Raw genomic sequence first — 16562 nt, 5'->3', positions numbered from 1 at the left:
AGTTCCTCCTAATCCCGACGCGGCCGTTCATGGCGGGCGCTCAGCTCTTCCAGAATCTCATCCAGCGGAAGCTTGCGCTCCTGCAGCAGCACGAGCAGGTGATAGATCAGATCGCTGACCTCCAGGCGAAGCTCAGCATTATCTTTGTTTTTGGCGGCAATGATCGTCTCGGAGGCTTCCTCACCGACCTTCTTCAGGATCTTGTCCACGCCCTTGTCGAACAGATAGGTGGTATACGCTCCCTCCGGACGGTTCACCTCACGCTCGGCAATGACACGCTCCAGCTCACCGAGTACCGCAAATCGGCCGCTCTCTGCTTCAGCAGCATTCACGGCAGCCCCGGCAGTGTCAGTTACGGTTGCCGGTGAATCAAGCGGAATCTCGCGGAAGAAGCAGCTGTTCTCCCCGGTATGGCAGGCCGGACCCTCCGGCACTACCTTCACCAGCAGCGTATCGTTGTCACAATCGTACTGGATCGAGGTAATCGCCTGCGTATTGCCGGACGTCCCCCCCTTATGCCACAGCTCGCTGCGTGAACGGCTCCAGAACCAGGTCTGGCCGCTCGTAAGTGAGCGCTGCAGCGACTCAGGATTCATATAGGCGAACATTAATACCTCCAGGGTGCGCGCATCCTGAATGACAGCAGGCAGCAGGCCTGCTTCATTCCAGCGGATGCCGGACACTGCCTCCTGCTGGCTTAGTACGATATCCTTCTTGTCCTCGCTCATCGGATCTCTACTCCTCTTTGCTTCAGATCAGCCTTCAGATCATGAATAGCAATCTCTTTATAGTGAAAAATGGTTGCCGCAAGTCCGGCATCTGCCCGGCCTTCCGTAAATACATCATAGAAATGCTCAATTCTCCCGGCCCCGCCAGAAGCAATGACAGGAATACTCAGCAGGTCGCTGACCGCCGCTGTCAGCTTCAGGTCGAAGCCGTCCTTGGTCCCGTCCGCGTCCATACTTGTAAGCAGAATCTCGCCGGCCCCCAGCCGCTCAGCTTCCTTAGCCCAGTTCAAAGCCCGGATACCCGTGGGCGTACGTCCGCCGTGCGTATACACTTCCCATTCGCCCCAAGCCTCATTATATTTGGCATCCATCGCCACTACAATGCACTGGGAGCCGAAGTGACGGGCCCCCTCCAGAATCAGCTGGGGGTTATTTACAGCAGCTGTGTTAATGCCGATCTTGTCCGCTCCGGCACGCAGGATCCGCTTCATATCATCAGAGGTCGAGATGCCCCCGCCCACCGTGAAGGGAATGGCAATCTCACCCGCCGTCTGCCGCACCACCTCAATCATGGTCGCCCTGCCTTCCACAGAAGCGGAAATATCGAGGAATACCAGCTCATCCGCTCCCTCGCGGTCGTACAGTGCAGCAAGCTCCACCGGATCTCCGGCATCGCGCAGATTCACAAAATTCACACCTTTTACCACACGCCCGTCCTTCACATCCAGACAGGGAATAATCCGTTTCGCCAACATGCCAAGACCCCTCCTTAGTATAGACTTACCGCAATCCAGAGGATTGGCCCAGGGTCTGCAGCGCTTCAGCCAGATTAATATTGCCGGTATACAGCGCCTTGCCCACAATCGCCCCGCCGATCCCGCTGCCGCTATGTACGTTCAGGCGCTGCAGATCATTAAGGCTGGTCACGCCGCCGGAGGCGATTACGCTGCGGCCGCTTGCCTTGGCCATAGACAGAATGCCTTCCACGTTCGGCCCCTGCATCATCCCGTCGCGGGAGATATCGGTATAGATGAAAGTCTCAGCGCCCTTGGCAGCCAGCTCTCTAGCCAGGTCTTCCGCGCGCACCTCCGAGGTATTAAGCCAGCCGTGGGTTGCCACGAAGCCGTTACGCGCATCGATACCGATGGCAACTTTGTCGCCGTATTTGGCAAGAACCGCTTCTGTAAAAGTCTGATCATTGATGGCAGCCGTTCCGATAATCACCCGGCTGACGCCGAGGCCCAGCAGCTTCTCGACATCGGCAAGTGTACGGAGACCGCCGCCGACCTGTACAGGAACATTCGCATGCTTAGCAATAGCTCCAATAATGGCATCATTCACAGGACAGCCTGCTTTGGCTCCGTCCAGATCCACAAGATGGATATACTGCCCGCCCTGCTCTTCCCATGACTTAGCCACCTCTACCGGACTATCGTTATAGATCGTCTCTTGGGCATAATCACCCTGCTGCAGCCGGACACACTTGCCGTCCCGGATATCAATCGCCGGATATAGGATAAAAGAAGACATGAATACTCCCCGCTTTCATTGCAAATTAGTGATTCAGGCAGGCTACGCCTGCTGTGCCCGGAGCTGCAGGAAATTACCCAGCAGCTTGATGCCAAGCTCCCCGCTCTTCTCCGGGTGGAACTGCATGCCGTAGACATTGCCGCGCGCCACTATAGCCGTTACCGGATGTCCATAGTCTGTGACGGCCAGCAGATCGCTGTCCGCCGCGAGTACATGATAGGAGTGCACGAAGTACACATGGCCCTCCGTCAGACCTGCCAGCAGCGGACTCTCCGGCTGACGGAAGCTCAGCTTGTTCCAGCCCATATGCGGTACCTTGTAGCCGTCCCGGGGGGCGAAGCGCACCACTGCGCCGGGCAGAAGCTCCAGCCCCTTATGCTCGCCATGCTCCTCGCTGCTGCTGAACAGCAGCTGCATTCCGAGGCAGATGCCCAGCACCGGCTGGCCCGCTGACGCCGCGGCCCGGACAACATCGTCCATTCCACTCTCCCGTAAGTGCTCCATCGCATCGCCAAAGGCACCGACTCCCGGCAGAATGACACTGTCTGCCGCCAGGATCTCGGCGGCGTCCGAGGTTACAAGACTCGTATACCCCAGCCGCTCTACGGCCTTACTGACACTGTGCAGGTTGCCCATGCCGTAATCGACGATTGCAACGGCCATCCTACAGCACTCCCTTCGTTGAAGGCACGCCCTTCACCCGGGGATCAACGATAGTCGCTTCGTCCAGTGCCCGTCCCAGCGCCTTGAAGACCGCTTCAATCATGTGATGGGTATTAGAGCCGTAATGAACGATGACATGCAACGTAATTCTCGCCTCCAGCGCGAACTTCCAGAGGAATTCTTCTACCAGCTCTGTTGAGAAGCTGCCTACCTGCTGGGAAGGATAGGCTGCCCGGTATTCGAAATGCGGCCGGTTGCTGATATCGATCACTACCTGGGCAAGCGCCTCATCCATAGGGACGAAGACACTGGCGTACCGCTTGATACCTTTTTTATCGCCAAGCGCTTCACGCAGGGCCTGTCCGAGACAGATACCGATATCCTCCACCGTATGGTGATCATCAATCTCGATATCTCCCCGCGCCTGCACCGAGAGGTCAAATTGTCCATGCTTCGTGAACAGATCCAGCATATGATTCAGGAACGGCACATCAGTCTCCAGTTCGCAGTCCCCGCTGCCGTCCACGGCAAAGGTTAGCTTGATGTCCGTTTCATTGGTTGTACGGCTAAGTCCGGCCTTACGCAGCGCCGATTCGTTGTTATTGTTCTCCATTAGTATCTCCACCTTTCGCTTCGTTCGTAAGCCGGATTTCGATGGCGCGTGCATGGCCTTCCAGCCCCTCGCGCCGGGCAAGCTCCATAATCGCCGCCCCGTCCCGTAGCAGCGCCTCCTTGCTGTAATAGATCAGGCTGGACTTCTTGATGAAGTCGTCCACATCTACAGGGGAGGAGAACCGCGCTGTGCCATTCGTCGGTATAATATGGTTCGGTCCGGCGAAGTAGTCGCCGACCGGCTCCGAGCTGTACGGCCCGAGGAAGATCGCCCCGGCGTTCTCAATTGCGCCGGTCAGCCCCATCGGGTCGTTCACCACAATCTCCAGATGCTCCGGCGCCAGCCGGTTCACCACGGAGATGCCCTCCTCAAGCGAGTCTACGACGATAATCGCGCCGTAGTTCTCCACCGAGGCCCGCGCGATCGCCTCGCGCGGCAATGCCTGCAGCTGCCGCTCAACCTCGGCAGCCACCGCCTCCGCGAGACGCTGCGACGGCGTCACGAGGATCGCCGACGCCATCTCGTCGTGCTCGGCCTGCGAGAGCAGGTCGGCCGCGATGTAGGCGGCCTCGGCGGTATCGTCGGCGAGCACGACGATCTCGCTCGGTCCGGCGATGCTGTCGATGTCGACAGCGCCGTAGACCTCGCGCTTGGCCAGGGCCACGTAGATGTTCCCTGGCCCGCAGATCTTGTCGACCGGCACGATGGATTCCGTGCCGAAGGCGAGAGCGGCGACGGCCTGCGCGCCGCCTACGCGGTAGATCTCGTGTACGCCCGCCTCAGCGGCGGCCACGAGAATATAAGGATCAATGCCTTCAGAGCCGCCCGTCGAAGGCGGCGTCACCATCACGATCTCCGGCACCCCGGCAATCTGTGCCGGTATCACGTTCATCAGCACCGAGGACGGGTAGGCCGCCTTGCCGCCGGGAACATAGACGCCCACGCGCTTCAGCGGGCGGATGATCTGGCCGAGAATCGTGCCGTCCGGCTGCAGATCCATCCAGGAATTGCGTTTCTGCCGCGCATGGAACGCACGGATATTCACGGCTGCTGCGCGAATTGCTGTCACGAAGGACTCCTCTACCCGGCCATAGGCGGCCTCAAGCTCCTCCGGCGTTACGCACAGCTGCGCTGGCGTCAGTGCAGCGCCGTCGAAGCGCTCCGTATACCGGAGCAGTGCCGCGTCGCCTTCCCGCTTGATATCGGCCACGATTTCACGTACGGCCTTGTTCTGCTCCGGCGTGCCATATTCCACCTCACGCTGCAGCTTAAATTCCTTACTGGACTGGATCTTCACCGCCGCTTCCCCCTTGAGCTCTATAGTTTTGCTTATATTATTGTACCTGCAACCCCGGTTCTGCAATAACAGCCTGCAACCGGTCGCACAGCTGCTGAATCTCAGCATTCTTCATCCGGTAACTCACCCGGTTCGCCACCAAGCGGCTGGTAATCTCGAAGATGCTCGTCATCTCCACCAGACCGTTATCCTTCAGTGTCTGGCCAGTTTCTACCATATCTACGATCCGGTCAGCCAGCCCGATCAGCGGTGCCAGCTCAATGGAGCCGTTCAGCTTCACAACCTCCACCTGCTGGCCTTGCTCACGGAAATACCGCGAAGCCACGTTCGGGTATTTGGTGGCTACCCGCTGCTGAATGCCCGGCTGCCAGTTCGGAAGCCCGATAATCGACATCCGGCAACGGGCAATCCCGAGATCCAGCAGCTCGTACACATCACGGCTCTCCTCCAGCAATACATCTTTACCGACAATACCGATATCCGCCACTCCATACTCTACATAAGTGGGCACATCCACCGGCTTGGCCAGAATGAACTCCATTCCGGCCTCCGGCAATGAAATTACCAGCTTGCGCGACTCTTCTCCGTCCGGAGGAATCGGCAGTCCCGCCTGGCGGAACAGCTCTGCCGCTTTATTGTAAATCCGGCCTTTCGGCATGGCTACCTTAAGAATCTGTGCCATCAATACCCGCCCCCGTTTCATGTTAAATCATCATTTCAAAATTACCTGTAGCAGCTCCGCTCACCCATGCTCGCTGACAAACGACACGAACGTGTATATCTCGCCGTACAGCTCGCCCTCTGCCTGAATAGTATCCGCATCCAGCCGCTTCACGGTCTTCAGCTCCTCCGGACCGGTTGCCAGCCGCGTGACCACAACATGCCCTTCCGACCGCAGCCTCGCTGCTTCGGCAAGACCCTCCTGGCGCCGCAGTGCATCATACTGGACCAGAACCGGCAGCTCTTCCTCTTCTGGCAGCCCGGAGACTCCATCCAAAATACGGTTGGTCTTCAGAGAGAAGCCGGTAGAGGGAATCGGACGCCCGAATTGCTGCAACAGGTTGTCATACCGGCCGCCGCTGCATACCGGGAAGCCCAGCTCGGAAGCATATCCCTCGAAGGTCATGCCTGTATAGTAAGAGAAATCACCGATCATCGTCAGATCAATCAGCACATGCTGCGAGACACCGTAAGCCACCAGCACCTCCCATACCTTGCACAGATGCTCGATCGACGCGCGCGCCACCGGATGGTTACTCAGCTCCAGCGCCTGTCCGCAGATCTCCTTCCCGCCGCGCAGCCGCAGCAGTCCGTCCAGCTCCTGCTTCTGTGCAGTGGATAGCTCAAGACGCCGCAGCGTCTCGCGGAAGGCTACATAATCGCGGCTGAGCAGATGGCTCTTCAGCTCCTCCTGAGCCTGCGGTAAGCCGGATACCGCCTCCTGGAACAGACCGTCGAGGAAGCCGACATGTCCAATAGCTATTTTAAAAGACTTTACGCCTGCCGCCTGTAGTGAAGCAATCGCCAGCGCGACTACCTCTGCGTCAGCCTCCGGTGAATCATCACCGACAAGCTCCACACCGGTCTGAAAGAATTCCGCCTCCCGCCCGGCCTCTTCTTCAATCGCCCGGAAGACATTGGCATGGTAGGACAGACGCAGCGGCAGCGGCTCATCCTTCAATAATGAGGAGACTACTCGGGCTACAGGTGCCGTCATCTCTGAACGCAGCACCAGCGCCTGCCCACGGTTGTTAAGCAATTTATACAGCTTCTGATCGGAGGTAGAGCTGGCTACACCGACCGTATCGTAATATTCAAGAGTAGGCGTAATCATCTGCCGGTAGCCCCAGCGGCTCATACAGTGAAGTACATCCTTCTCGATCTTGCGCAGCTTCGTTACCGCACGCGGGAGATAATCCCTTACGCCGGCAGGCTTTTCAAATCCTTTTGGTTTGGCCATCTTCATTGTTCACCTCATCGGATATGTTAAAGAGTATCTTTGAATACTTTATCATGGTAAAGTGGTAGCAAAGTAAAGCAGTGGCAATATCGTATCACGGACTATCCTTTTGCGTCAACAATTCGCTTGAATTACAGAGTTCCTTTTGCCACCGGGATAAGCGGCGAATATAATAGGTTAATATGATTGTACTTTATTTCCTCCATGAAGTATTCCCGGTATCTAATTCAGAAGCAGAAAGAAGGACTGACGGCTTGAGTACATCCTATATGATTGGCGTTGATATTGGAACCACCAGCACGAAGGCTGTCCTCTTTGAGGAGAACGGAACGATTGTCGCTCAGAGCAATCAGGGCTATCCGCTGCATCAGCCCTCCCCCTCTGTCGCAGAACAGGACCCGGAGCAGATTCTGGAAGCCGTAATTCATACCATAGCAGCGGTCATGCAGGAGAGCCTTGCCGCACCTGAAGACATTCTGTTGGTCTCCTTCAGCTCCGCTATGCATAGCGTCATTGCTGTAGATCCTGCGGGTAAGCCGCTGACCGCCTGCATTACCTGGGCCGATAACCGGAGCAGCCGCTGTGCCCGGCGGTTGAAGGACGAACTGAACGGACATGAGCTGTACCTGCGGACAGGAACGCCCATACACCCTATGTCTCCAATCACCAAGCTGATGTGGCTGGGGGAGGAGCAGCCCGAGCTGTTCCGTCAGACCTACAAGTTCATCTCCATCAAAGAATATATCTTCTTCCGGCTGTTCGGCGAATATGTGATTGACCATTCCATCGCCTCTGCCACCGGCATGTTCAATCTGGAGAAGCTCGATTGGGACGAGGAGGCGCTCCAGATTGCCGGTGTTACTCCGGAGCGCCTATCCCGTCCGGTCCCGACCACCCATATCCTGCAGGGACTGCTTCCTGAGCTTACCGGAAAGCTCGGTCTGCTCAAGGACACTCCGTTTGTCGCAGGCGCCAGTGACGGCGTTCTGTCTAACCTGGGCGTAGGGGCCATGGAGCCGGGGGTAATCGCTGCAACGATAGGCACAAGCGGTGCCATCCGTACTGTAGTTGACCATCCGCTGACCGATCCCAAAGGACGGATATTCTGCTACGCCCTGACAGACAAGCATTGGGTAATCGGCGGCCCCGTGAATAATGGCGGGATGCTCTTCCGCTGGGTGCGTGATGAGTTCGCCGCATCTGAAGTAGAGACCGCGAAGCGCCTGGGCATTGATCCCTACGAAGTATTAACCAGGATCGCTGAGCAAGTGCCGCCCGGCAGCAACGGACTTCTCTTCCACCCGTATCTAACCGGAGAACGCGCACCGCTGTGGAATCCCGATGCCCGCGGCTCCTTCTTCGGGCTAAGCATGCATCACCGTAAGGAGCATATGATTCGTGCGGTGCTGGAAGGTGTCATCTTCAATATGTACACTGTATTGCTGGCCATGGAGGAATGCATCGGCGAGCCCGTTAGAATCCTGGCTACCGGCGGCTTCGCCCGCTCGGCGTTATGGCGGCAGATGATGGCGGATATTTTTGATCAGGAGGTAGTCGTCCCTGAGAGCTTTGAGAGCTCTTGCCTCGGCGCAGTCGTCCTGGGATTATACGCCATCCGGCGGATTGATTCCTTCGATGCTGTCTACAGCATGATTGGCTCCACTCACCGGCATGAGCCGGTTACTGCCCATGCCAAAGCCTACAAACAGCTGCTGCCCATCTTCATCTCAGTATCCCGCAGTCTGGAGGATCAGTATCAGGCTATCGCCGACTTCCAGCGCGAGCAGGCCGGGGAACAGCGCGGCTAATGTGCTCTTCAGAACCGCCTGTTTACAGCAAAAGCGCCGGACAGCCGCATCTGCGGCCAGCCGGCGCTTTTAATATATTACTAAGTCTACACTGTCGCCTTTGGCGCTGCTGCCGGCTTCTGCGGTGCGGAGCCGAACACCATCCAGGCCGGCTTCACATAACGGAAGGCAAGCGCAACCACCAGCCAGGAGCCCACGAGGGCTACCAGCCAGCCGCCCGCTATTGCCGCCGTATAGGCCAGCGATCCGCCGTGGAACGGCAGCTTCCGGTACATGAACAGCAGCAGCGGATGGAGCAGATAGATACCGAAGGAGCACGCCCCAGCCGAGAGCAGCAATCTTGTCAGCACGCTTCGTCCTGCACCGTACAGCAGGAAGGACAGCTGAAACAGTACCAGACAAGAGAGTAAGGCATGCAGGTTCGAGAACCCTTCATACCACAGACTGTTGATTAATGTTTTCTTCGTATAGTTGTTATACCACAATACCACATGGTAAGCCCCGGCAGCGGCCCATAAGAGCCACAGTACCATCCAGCCCATACCTTTACCTGAACGCCAGCCTTCGCGGGAGGGAATCAGCCACTTTTTCAGAGAGCTGTAGTAGATCGCAATCGCCGCACCCAGCAGGAAATACGAGAAATACGTAATGGCCAGACTCCCCTTGGACAACTGCCAATACCCGTGGTTCACCATATATTTGTTAAGCAGCACGAAGCCCCACTGTAACGCAAGCCCAATCACTGGTGCCCAGGCCGCGAGATGCCGGACTTTCTGCAGACACCAGAGTATCAGCGGGAACAGCAGATAGAACTGGATAATGATGATGATATAGTAGAGATGCGTATACGCCGTACCCGTCCATAGATACTTGAAGAACTTCCCGCCCATCTCCTGAAGAGGCATCCCCCAGGTATGACCAGCCGTCATTTTCAGTCCAAAATACAGTACCGTAAACACAAGATAAGGCACAATAATATAGATCAGCCTGCGGCTGTAGAATTTGGCCAGCACCTTCCCGCCCAGCGGACGGTCAATATAATTGTAGAAGAGGACGAACCCGCTTAAGAATATAAAGGAAGGCACCGCAAACTGGCTGAACTTATTTATGAACAGAAACGGAGCGAACATGGAAGTGCCCAGTGTCTCAGCCAACGTGCGTGAAGTGGCATGAATGGCGATCACCGCAAAAATAGCGATTGCCCGAAAAATATCAAGCTGTGGTATTCTTTCTTTTTGAGCCATTATGATTCCTCCTGTTTACGCAGCTCGCGGAGCGGATTCCCCCCGACGAACGAACCGGCAGCAACATCCTTGTGAACCACCGATCCCGCCGCAACCGTAGCCCCATCCCCAATCGTAACCCCAGGGAGAATAGTCGTGTTAGCTCCAATCATTACATTCTCGCCGATAATAACTTCACCCAGCCGGTACTCCTTGATGAGGTACTCATGGGCCAGGATCGTAGTGTTATAGCCGATAACCGTGTTCTCCCCAATAGAGATCTTCTCCGGAAAAAAAACATCCACCATCGCCATAAGTCCAAACGCAGTATGCTTGCCTACCTTCATCCCGAGCACCCGGCGGTAAATCCAGTTCTTGAGCGGCAGAATCGGGCAATAACGGGCAATCTGGATAAAAATAAAATTGCGCACACCCTTCCATGGGCTGACCGTACGGTAAATATGCCAGAGCGAATTATGCCCCTCCACGGGATAACGGCTTATCTTTCTCACGGCTGCATAGTCTCCTGCTCCACAATAGAGTACAAGTCCTTCATCTCCTGGATGATGTAATCCGGTTCATAGGTGCGCAGCACAGCCTCACCCTTAAGCGACCAGGCTACAGCGGCTACACGAACTCCTGCTGCCTTCGCAGACTGAATATCGACAGCACTGTCACCTACCATCAGTGTCTTGGCCGGATCAACACCCAGATTGGCAACTGCCGTGAGCACCGGTTCCGGATGTGGCTTCGGATGAGTCACATCATTCACCGTAACAATCGTCTCCATATATTTTAGCAGATCGAACATCTCCAGCGACTTCAATGTGTTAGGCCGGATCTTGGTGGTCACCACCCCAAGCTTGATCCCCCGGCGCTGCAGCTCCTCCATCGTCTCGTTCACATCTGGAAAAGAACGGACCAGCTCATCGTGATGCGCATTGTTGTACGAACGGTAGGACCGTTCCAGCACTTCTATATCCTTCGGCTCCAGGCCGGAGAACGCGCCTAGCTGCTGCTGAAGTGTAGTTCCCATCAGGGGAATGATCTGTTCACGGGTCAGAACCGGCAGATTATTCTCCTTCAGCGCATGCATGAATGAATTAAGAATCAGCTCATTCGTATTCACAATCGTTCCGTCCAGATCAAATAACACGCATTCTATCATTGATTGTATTACTCCTTTGTTTCCTTATCTTCAGAGGGATCTTCCACCTGCTGAACAGGCTGAGAAGGCTTCTGAGGCGTATTAGCAGCACTCTCTGGAACCACAGTATCCGCTGCTGCCGGTTTGGTGCTAATGATCGGGTCCAGGTAATGATCCTTCGGCTGACCACTTACCCGCCGAACAATAATCAAGGCAACGGCAGCAATAATGATGAATAGCGCGAGCAGCTGAGAGATGCGGATATTCCCGTAAGCCGGATCAAGGTATCCTTGCTCGAAGCCCATCCACTTCATCGGACTCCATAGCCCGTTAATGAAGGCTGCCACACCGCTGCTGCCGTCAAAGGCAAGGCTGTCCGTACGCAGAGCTTCAATGAAGAAGCGGCCGATGGAGTACCAGATGAAGTAAGACATGAAGATTTCTCCGGCACGTACGAACTTCTGGCGGCGCAGCACCAAGAGGAGCAAAATGCCCAGCAGACTCCAGAGTGATTCGTACAGGAAGGTTGGATGGTGAAAAGCATCCCCTATGTACATTTGATTAACGATAAAGTCCGGCAAATGCAGCTTATCCCGCAGGAACGATTCCTCTACCACGCCGCCATAGGCTTCCTGGTTGATGAAATTCCCCCAGCGGCCGATCATCTGGCCGGCGAGCAGTCCGGGAGCACAGATATCCACGATACGCCAGAACGGGTAGCCTTTATAGCGGAAATAAATAATCGCGCAGATAATCGCACCGATTAAGGCGCCATAAATCGCAATACCGCCATTCCACACCTTGAAGATATCAAGCAGGTTATCCTTATAGTCTTCCCACTTGAAGGCTACGAAGTATAGACGCGCCCCAATAATAGCCGATGGCAAACCCAGCAACAGCATATCCATGAAGAACTCCTGTGGAATGTTGAAGCGTTTGCCTTCTTGAATACATAGGAATAACCCGGTAAGCGCACCAAGACCCAGAATCAGGCCATACCAGTGAACCGGCAGCGATCCAATAGAGAAGACAATCGGGTTAATCGCTAGTGAATAAAACATGCTCTCACACTCCTAATCCAGATCATCCATATCTTCTGAGATGGTGGCTGTAAGTTTATTTGTAAATTGCAGCGCGGCATTGAAGCCCATTTGCTTGAGCCGGTAATTCATCGCAGCCACCTCGATAATGACAGCAAGGTTACGTCCCGGACGGACAGGGATGGTAACCAGGGGCACATCGGTATCAATAATCCGTGTCGTCTCCTCATCAAGTCCCAGACGGTCATACTGCTTGTCCTGCTGCCAGGCTTCCAGTCTAACCACCAGTGTAATCCGCTTGTGGTTACGGATAGCGCCTGCCCCAAAGAGCGTCATAACATTGATAATCCCTACACCGCGAATCTCCAGCAGGTGACGAATCAATTCCGGTGCGGTACCATGAAGCTGATTATCCGAGGTCTGGCGGATCTCCACCGCATCATCGGCAATCAGGCGATGACCGCGCTTAACCAGTTCAAGCGCTGTTTCACTTTTACCAATGCCGCTGGTGCCTGTAATCAGCATCCCTACCCCATACACATCACAGAGAACACCGTGAATTGTTGCTGTCGGTGCCAGTCTGCCCTCAAGGAAGCTGGTCAGTCTGCTTGAGAAAATCGTAGTCGCCATTGAGCTGCGCAACACCGGAAGTCCCTTTTCGTTGCTGATATCCACAAGCTCCTGCGGAATATCCAGCCCACGAGTAATGACGATACACGGGGTATTGTCGTTACAGATTCCGCGTACCCGGCTTTTCCGTTCTTCCTCTGAGAGCATAGAGAAGAACGCCAGCTCTGTTTTGCCTAATAACTGCACACGTTCTTCCGGATAATATTCGAAATAACCGGCCATTTCCAGCCCGGGACGGTTCAAATCATCCACTGTTATCGGTCTCTTCAGACCATCATGTCCGGATACTACCTCTAATTGAAAATGCTGCACTAATTCCGATACTTTTACCTTCTTAGCCATATATGTCCGTCCTTTCGTCACCCGCGGCTTATGCCGCTTCCCCGCATACCGGTTACATCTTTATCCATTCCAGCTACAGGTAATTCTCCTGCTATCTTAATGGATTATGCCAGTGAATGCAATCTTAACCCCAGCTGTTATCGTTCCAATCCACCATGATCATTACAAGAAAAAGCCGCCTAACCAGGCGGCTTTCTTCATTATAAACTATGTTCACCCTGCAGAGATCTTATCCCAGCAGAACGTTAAGTTCGGATTCTTTATCGAAGATGTGGACTTTGTTCATGTCGATGGCCAATCTAGGCTTGCTGCCTTCACGGGTAGTGGAACGTCCATCTACACGCGCAATTACAGTGTTATTGCCAAGACCGCTCAAGTAGAGAAGCATTTCATGACCAAGGTTTTCCGTAACATCAACCATCGAAGTGAAGATTGTGTTAGGGGAAGCTTCCAGGAATACTGGCTCTTCATGGATGTCTTCTGGACGAACGCCCATAATTACATCTTTACCGATGAAGCCTTTGTTACGCAGGATTGTAGCTTTGCCGCCTGGAACTTCAACATCAAGGTTCTCTGCGCGGAAACGAACAGCGCCGTTCACTTCGGAAAGAGTTCCGTTGATAAAGTTCATTGTAGGGGAACCGATAAATCCGGCTACGAACAGGTTCGTAGGCTCATTGTACAGTTCTTCAGGGGAAGCAGCCTGCTGAATGATACCGTCGTACATAACTACGATACGGTCACCCATTGTCATTGCTTCTGTCTGGTCATGCGTTACATAGATACAAGTGGTTTCAAGGCGTTTAACCAGCTTAGTGATTTCAGCACGCATTTGACCACGAAGTTTAGCATCCAAGTTGGAAAGAGGCTCATCCATCAAGAAGACTTGTGGATCACGGACAATAGCGCGGCCTAGAGCGACACGCTGACGTTGACCACCAGACAGTGCCTTAGGTTTACGATCCAGCAAATGCTCGATATCCAGGATTCTTGCTGCTTCGCGCACTTTCTTGTCGATTTCTTCTTTCTTCACTTTGCGCAGTTTCAGACCAAAAGCCATGTTCTGATATACACTCATGTGCGGGTACAAGGCGTAGGATTGGAATACCATCGCGATATCACGGTCTTTAGGAGCAACGTCATTCACTACACGGTCACCAATGTACATTTTACCTTCAGAGATTTCTTCCAGACCAGCGATCATACGCAGGGTTGTGGATTTACCGCAACCGGAAGGACCAACCAGTACGAGGAATTCCTTATCTTTAATATCAAGATTGATATCGATTACTGTTGCTTTATCGGAACCCGGGTATTTTTTGAAAATATGCTCTAAACGTACGCCTGCCATTGTATTTCCCCCTCGAGTCTATTATTGGATTAGAAAATCAAACGCTTTCTTGTACACTTATCTTACCCCAGAGCCGGCCTCATGGCTATTTGTAAGGTTCACAAAAAACCTATTTTCTTTTCGTCACTTTATACAATAACATGGCAAGCTTCACAATAGCGGCATCCCCAAAGCTGCGGACATCGGCACCCGTTTCCTGTTTGATTTTGTCCAGCCTGTAGAGCAACGTGTTACGGTGAATGTACAGCTTCTTGGCGGTTTCACTGACATTGCAGTCCATTTCAAAAAAGGTATCCAGCGTCAGTAGCAGTTCCTTATCCGCCAGTACCGCTGTATAATCACCGATCTGGCCCAGCAGTTGTCTCCGCCGGTCATCTGGAATACTGTTAACCAGCCGCTCCATGTGCAGCTCCCACGGCAGATGAATGTAATCCCCTACCTGGAAGATGCGGCCAAGAATAATAGTCTCCCGCAGCAAGGCGACTGCTCCTGTCAGACCTTTAACCGGAATAATGGCTGGAGAGACTGCAAGATGAAAGACGCCCACCCACTCGCTCGCAATCAGTTCATGCAGCCCCATAGAAGTCTGTGACAGCAAATCCTCAGCACTCTCTTCCTCATCCTCTTTATCATCTCCGTCAGTGAGGAGTTCCTTACGGGCTAAAATTAACCATTCCTTATCCTGCAGAGGAACCAGCAATACATCATTCTCGAAATAACTGCGCAGCAGCTTCATTAAGGAGCGATACGTCATTTGCGGATTATGAACATTCTCGCTTACCAGCATGAAGGGAATCATATCTCCGAACAGCCGGCCCTTCAGTGAGATTTCATCCGGGATCTCCGCATCGTCCTTCTCCTGCTCCAGTTGGGCGTTCAGCCATCCGCTAAGCTGCCTTGCCTCCATCTCTCCTTCTTCCTTGAAGCCGGTTGCCTTCAGTGCTACCGCAAAATTGCGCCCGGCATAATTCACCAATTGCAGCTCAAGCGGTGACAGCCCTTCTGTCTCCACCCATACTGTTGTAACACGGCCATCATTCTCATAGAGGGGAAGCCAAAGATATCCCTCATGAATGACCGGCAATTCCTGATCCTTATCCGTACCTATGCCAAAAAGTGAAGCGGAATGCTGCCTCCCCAGCTGCTTGATTCCGGTCCTCTTTCCGGTGAGTTGCTCCAATTTTTGACGCAAACCCTCACTATCCATCATCACCATTCTCCACCACTTTTGCTTTTTTCGCTTATTTTATCATATTTTGCTGTAAAATGCGGAATTTGCGCTTATGAGCATTATTGAAACATATATCAAATACAAAAAAAGGCCACCACCTAAAGTGATGACCGTTTGATTTAAGATGAGCCATGAAGGACTCGAACCTTCGACACCCTGATTAAAAGTCAGGTGCTCTACCAACTGAGCTAATGGCTCATAAAAAGGGATGGAGGCTGATGGATTCGAACCACCGAACACGTACGTGAGCAGATTTACAGTCTGATGCGTTTGGCCACTTCGCTAAGCCTCCATGTATGGTGGCGCGGGAGGGAATCGAACCCCCGACACAAGGATTTTCAGTCCTTTGCTCTACCGACTGAGCTACCGAGCCATGAAAAAAGCCTGAAAAACAAAAAAATGGCGGAACCGACGGGATTCGAACCCGCGATCTCCTGCGTGACAGGCAGGCATGTTAGGCCAACTACACCACGGTTCCACAATTTGCTCTTAAAAATGGTGCCGGCGAGAGGACTTGAACCCCCAACCTACTGATTACAAGTCAGTTGCTCTACCAGTTGAGCTACACCGGCACGGTGTAAGGCAATACAATTCAAAAATAAAAATGGTGGAGGCTGAGGGGTTCGAACCCCCGACCCTCTGCTTGTAAGGCAGATGCTCTCCCAGCTGAGCTAAGCCTCCGGGTATGTATGGTAGCGGCAGAGGGGATCGAACCCCCGACCTCACGGGTATGAACCGTACGCTCTAGCCAGCTGAGCTACGCCGCCACACTACAAGTATTGGATTTATAATGGCGGAGAGAGAGGGATTCGAACCCTCGCACCGCTTACGCAGTCTAACCCCTTAGCAGAGGGTCCCCTTATAGCCACTTGGGTATCTCTCCAAATTAATGGTAGCCATGTAAATCCGCACAGGAACTTGATTCCTGAAAACTGAATCCGAAACGAATCTGCGTGTTAGAAATTTGGATAAGCCCTCGACCGATTAGTATTGGTCAGC

16 protein-coding genes and 8 tRNA genes are annotated in these 16562 nt (G+C 53.7%); 1 reads left to right on the top strand and 23 read right to left on the bottom strand.

Going from position 1 to position 16562, the window contains the following annotated elements:
• Window positions 1-8 precede the first annotated feature (8 nt).
• Genes hisIE through C162_RS00085 form a run of 8 tightly spaced genes read right to left on the bottom strand, consistent with a single transcriptional unit; the run spans window position 9 to window position 6791 of the window.
• Window positions 9-728, bottom strand: a complete 720-nt coding sequence (gene hisIE / locus C162_RS00120) for a bifunctional phosphoribosyl-AMP cyclohydrolase/phosphoribosyl-ATP diphosphatase HisIE (protein ID WP_036690054.1) — start codon at window positions 726-728, stop codon at window positions 9-11.
• Window positions 725-1483, bottom strand: coding sequence for an imidazole glycerol phosphate synthase subunit HisF (gene hisF, locus C162_RS00115; protein ID WP_036690052.1), 759 nt, complete (start codon window positions 1481-1483; stop codon window positions 725-727). The genes hisIE and hisF overlap by 4 nt, the downstream gene beginning before the upstream one ends.
• 25 nt (window positions 1484-1508) lie before the next feature.
• Window positions 1509-2258 (bottom strand): 1-(5-phosphoribosyl)-5-[(5-phosphoribosylamino)methylideneamino]imidazole-4-carboxamide isomerase, encoded by a 750-nt coding sequence (gene hisA / locus C162_RS00110; protein WP_036690050.1) that lies wholly within the window; start codon window positions 2256-2258, stop codon window positions 1509-1511.
• A gap of 42 nt (window positions 2259-2300) precedes the next feature.
• Window positions 2301-2921 carry an imidazole glycerol phosphate synthase subunit HisH gene (gene hisH, locus C162_RS00105; protein ID WP_036690049.1) on the bottom strand — a complete coding sequence of 207 codons (621 nt, stop codon included), beginning with the start codon at window positions 2919-2921 and terminating at the stop codon, window positions 2301-2303.
• A 1-nt stretch (window position 2922) separates the two neighbouring features.
• Complete coding sequence (gene hisB, locus C162_RS00100; RefSeq protein ID WP_036690047.1) at window positions 2923-3534, bottom strand: imidazoleglycerol-phosphate dehydratase HisB; 612 nt, start codon at window positions 3532-3534, stop codon at window positions 2923-2925.
• On the bottom strand, window positions 3521-4831 hold the full coding sequence (hisD, locus tag C162_RS00095; protein ID WP_036690045.1) for a histidinol dehydrogenase: 1311 nt from the start codon (window positions 4829-4831) through the stop codon (window positions 3521-3523). Before hisD ends, hisB begins: the two co-directional genes overlap by 14 nt.
• 37 nt (window positions 4832-4868) lie before the next feature.
• The gene (hisG, locus tag C162_RS00090; protein WP_036690044.1) at window positions 4869-5513 is read right to left on the bottom strand and encodes an ATP phosphoribosyltransferase; all 645 of its coding nucleotides are present in this window, start codon (window positions 5511-5513) and stop codon (window positions 4869-4871) included.
• Between the two features lie 60 nt (window positions 5514-5573).
• On the bottom strand, window positions 5574-6791 hold the full coding sequence (locus tag C162_RS00085; RefSeq protein ID WP_036690122.1) for an ATP phosphoribosyltransferase regulatory subunit: 1218 nt from the start codon (window positions 6789-6791) through the stop codon (window positions 5574-5576).
• A 269-nt stretch (window positions 6792-7060) separates the two neighbouring features.
• Here C162_RS00085 and gntK point away from each other — a divergent pair, with 269 nt between their 5' ends.
• Complete coding sequence (gene gntK, locus C162_RS00080) at window positions 7061-8599, top strand: gluconokinase (RefSeq protein WP_036690121.1); 1539 nt, start codon at window positions 7061-7063, stop codon at window positions 8597-8599.
• Between the two features lie 86 nt (window positions 8600-8685).
• On the opposite strand, the gene C162_RS00075 is transcribed toward gntK, so the two are convergent.
• From C162_RS00075 to C162_RS00005, 15 genes are all read right to left on the bottom strand, one after another.
• Window positions 8686-9843, bottom strand: a complete 1158-nt coding sequence (locus C162_RS00075) for an acyltransferase (protein ID WP_036690042.1) — start codon at window positions 9841-9843, stop codon at window positions 8686-8688.
• Window positions 9843-10334: an acyltransferase gene (locus tag C162_RS00070; RefSeq protein ID WP_036690040.1), complete on the bottom strand. Its 492-nt coding sequence runs from the start codon at window positions 10332-10334 to the stop codon at window positions 9843-9845. The genes C162_RS00075 and C162_RS00070 overlap by 1 nt, the downstream gene beginning before the upstream one ends.
• Window positions 10331-10990 (bottom strand): pyrophosphatase PpaX, encoded by a 660-nt coding sequence (gene ppaX, locus C162_RS00065; protein ID WP_036690039.1) that lies wholly within the window; start codon window positions 10988-10990, stop codon window positions 10331-10333. Before ppaX ends, C162_RS00070 begins: the two co-directional genes overlap by 4 nt.
• Before the next feature lie 8 nt (window positions 10991-10998).
• A complete protein-coding gene (lgt, locus tag C162_RS00060; RefSeq protein ID WP_036690037.1) occupies window positions 10999-12030 on the bottom strand; it encodes a prolipoprotein diacylglyceryl transferase in 1032 nt (343 codons plus the stop codon).
• 12 nt (window positions 12031-12042) lie between these two features.
• Entirely contained in the window at window positions 12043-12981 is a 939-nt protein-coding gene (gene hprK, locus C162_RS00055; protein WP_036690036.1) for an HPr(Ser) kinase/phosphatase, read from the bottom strand.
• 229 nt (window positions 12982-13210) lie between these two features.
• Window positions 13211-14332, bottom strand: coding sequence for an ABC transporter ATP-binding protein (locus tag C162_RS00050; RefSeq protein ID WP_036690034.1), 1122 nt, complete (start codon window positions 14330-14332; stop codon window positions 13211-13213).
• A gap of 109 nt (window positions 14333-14441) precedes the next feature.
• On the bottom strand, window positions 14442-15542 hold the full coding sequence (locus C162_RS00045) for a PucR family transcriptional regulator (protein ID WP_036690032.1): 1101 nt from the start codon (window positions 15540-15542) through the stop codon (window positions 14442-14444).
• 146 nt (window positions 15543-15688) lie between these two features.
• Window positions 15689-15761 (bottom strand) — tRNA-Lys (locus tag C162_RS00040).
• Window positions 15762-15772: 11 nt separating this feature from the next.
• Window positions 15773-15855 (bottom strand) — tRNA-Tyr (locus C162_RS00035).
• A 5-nt stretch (window positions 15856-15860) separates the two neighbouring features.
• Window positions 15861-15936, bottom strand: a tRNA-Phe gene (locus C162_RS00030).
• Window positions 15937-15963: 27 nt separating this feature from the next.
• Window positions 15964-16041: transfer RNA gene (locus C162_RS00025), tRNA-Asp, on the bottom strand.
• Between the two features lie 18 nt (window positions 16042-16059).
• Window positions 16060-16135 (bottom strand) — tRNA-Thr (locus C162_RS00020).
• 33 nt (window positions 16136-16168) lie between these two features.
• A tRNA-Val gene (locus C162_RS00015) sits at window positions 16169-16244 on the bottom strand.
• A gap of 9 nt (window positions 16245-16253) precedes the next feature.
• Window positions 16254-16330 (bottom strand) — tRNA-Met (locus C162_RS00010).
• A 24-nt stretch (window positions 16331-16354) separates the two neighbouring features.
• Window positions 16355-16446, bottom strand: a tRNA-Ser gene (locus C162_RS00005).
• Window positions 16447-16562 lie beyond the last annotated feature (116 nt).

Source organism: Paenibacillus sp. FSL R7-269 (genome assembly GCF_000517865.1).
In the GTDB taxonomy this organism is placed as follows: Bacteria; Bacillota; Bacilli; order Paenibacillales; family Paenibacillaceae; genus Paenibacillus_AQ.
This window is presented reverse-complemented; position numbering and strand designations above follow the sequence as displayed.

Bases quoted from the DNA above. Each gene is read 5' to 3' on its own strand.
- C162_RS00050 (WP_036690034.1), bottom strand. From the start codon at position 14,332: ATGGCAGGCGTACGTTTAGAGCATATTTTCAAAAAATACCCGGGTTCC.
- lgt (WP_036690037.1), bottom strand. From the start codon at position 12,030: ATGTTTTATTCACTAGCGATTAACCCGATTGTCTTCTCTATTGGATCG.
- hisB (WP_036690047.1), bottom strand. From the start codon at position 3,534: ATGGAGAACAATAACAACGAATCGGCGCTGCGTAAGGCCGGACTTAGC.
- C162_RS00085 (WP_036690122.1), bottom strand. From the start codon at position 6,791: ATGGCCAAACCAAAAGGATTTGAAAAGCCTGCCGGCGTAAGGGATTAT.
- hisA (WP_036690050.1), bottom strand. From the start codon at position 2,258: ATGTCTTCTTTTATCCTATATCCGGCGATTGATATCCGGGACGGCAAG.
- hisIE (WP_036690054.1), bottom strand. From the start codon at position 728: ATGAGCGAGGACAAGAAGGATATCGTACTAAGCCAGCAGGAGGCAGTG.
- hisH (WP_036690049.1), bottom strand. From the start codon at position 2,921: ATGGCCGTTGCAATCGTCGATTACGGCATGGGCAACCTGCACAGTGTC.
- C162_RS00045 (WP_036690032.1), bottom strand. From the start codon at position 15,542: ATGATGGATAGTGAGGGTTTGCGTCAAAAATTGGAGCAACTCACCGGA.
- hisF (WP_036690052.1), bottom strand. From the start codon at position 1,483: ATGTTGGCGAAACGGATTATTCCCTGTCTGGATGTGAAGGACGGGCGT.
- hprK (WP_036690036.1), bottom strand. From the start codon at position 12,981: ATGGCTAAGAAGGTAAAAGTATCGGAATTAGTGCAGCATTTTCAATTA.
- ppaX (WP_036690039.1), bottom strand. From the start codon at position 10,990: ATGATAGAATGCGTGTTATTTGATCTGGACGGAACGATTGTGAATACG.
- C162_RS00075 (WP_036690042.1), bottom strand. From the start codon at position 9,843: ATGGCTCAAAAAGAAAGAATACCACAGCTTGATATTTTTCGGGCAATC.
- gntK (WP_036690121.1), top strand. From the start codon at position 7,061: ATGATTGGCGTTGATATTGGAACCACCAGCACGAAGGCTGTCCTCTTT.
- hisG (WP_036690044.1), bottom strand. From the start codon at position 5,513: ATGGCACAGATTCTTAAGGTAGCCATGCCGAAAGGCCGGATTTACAAT.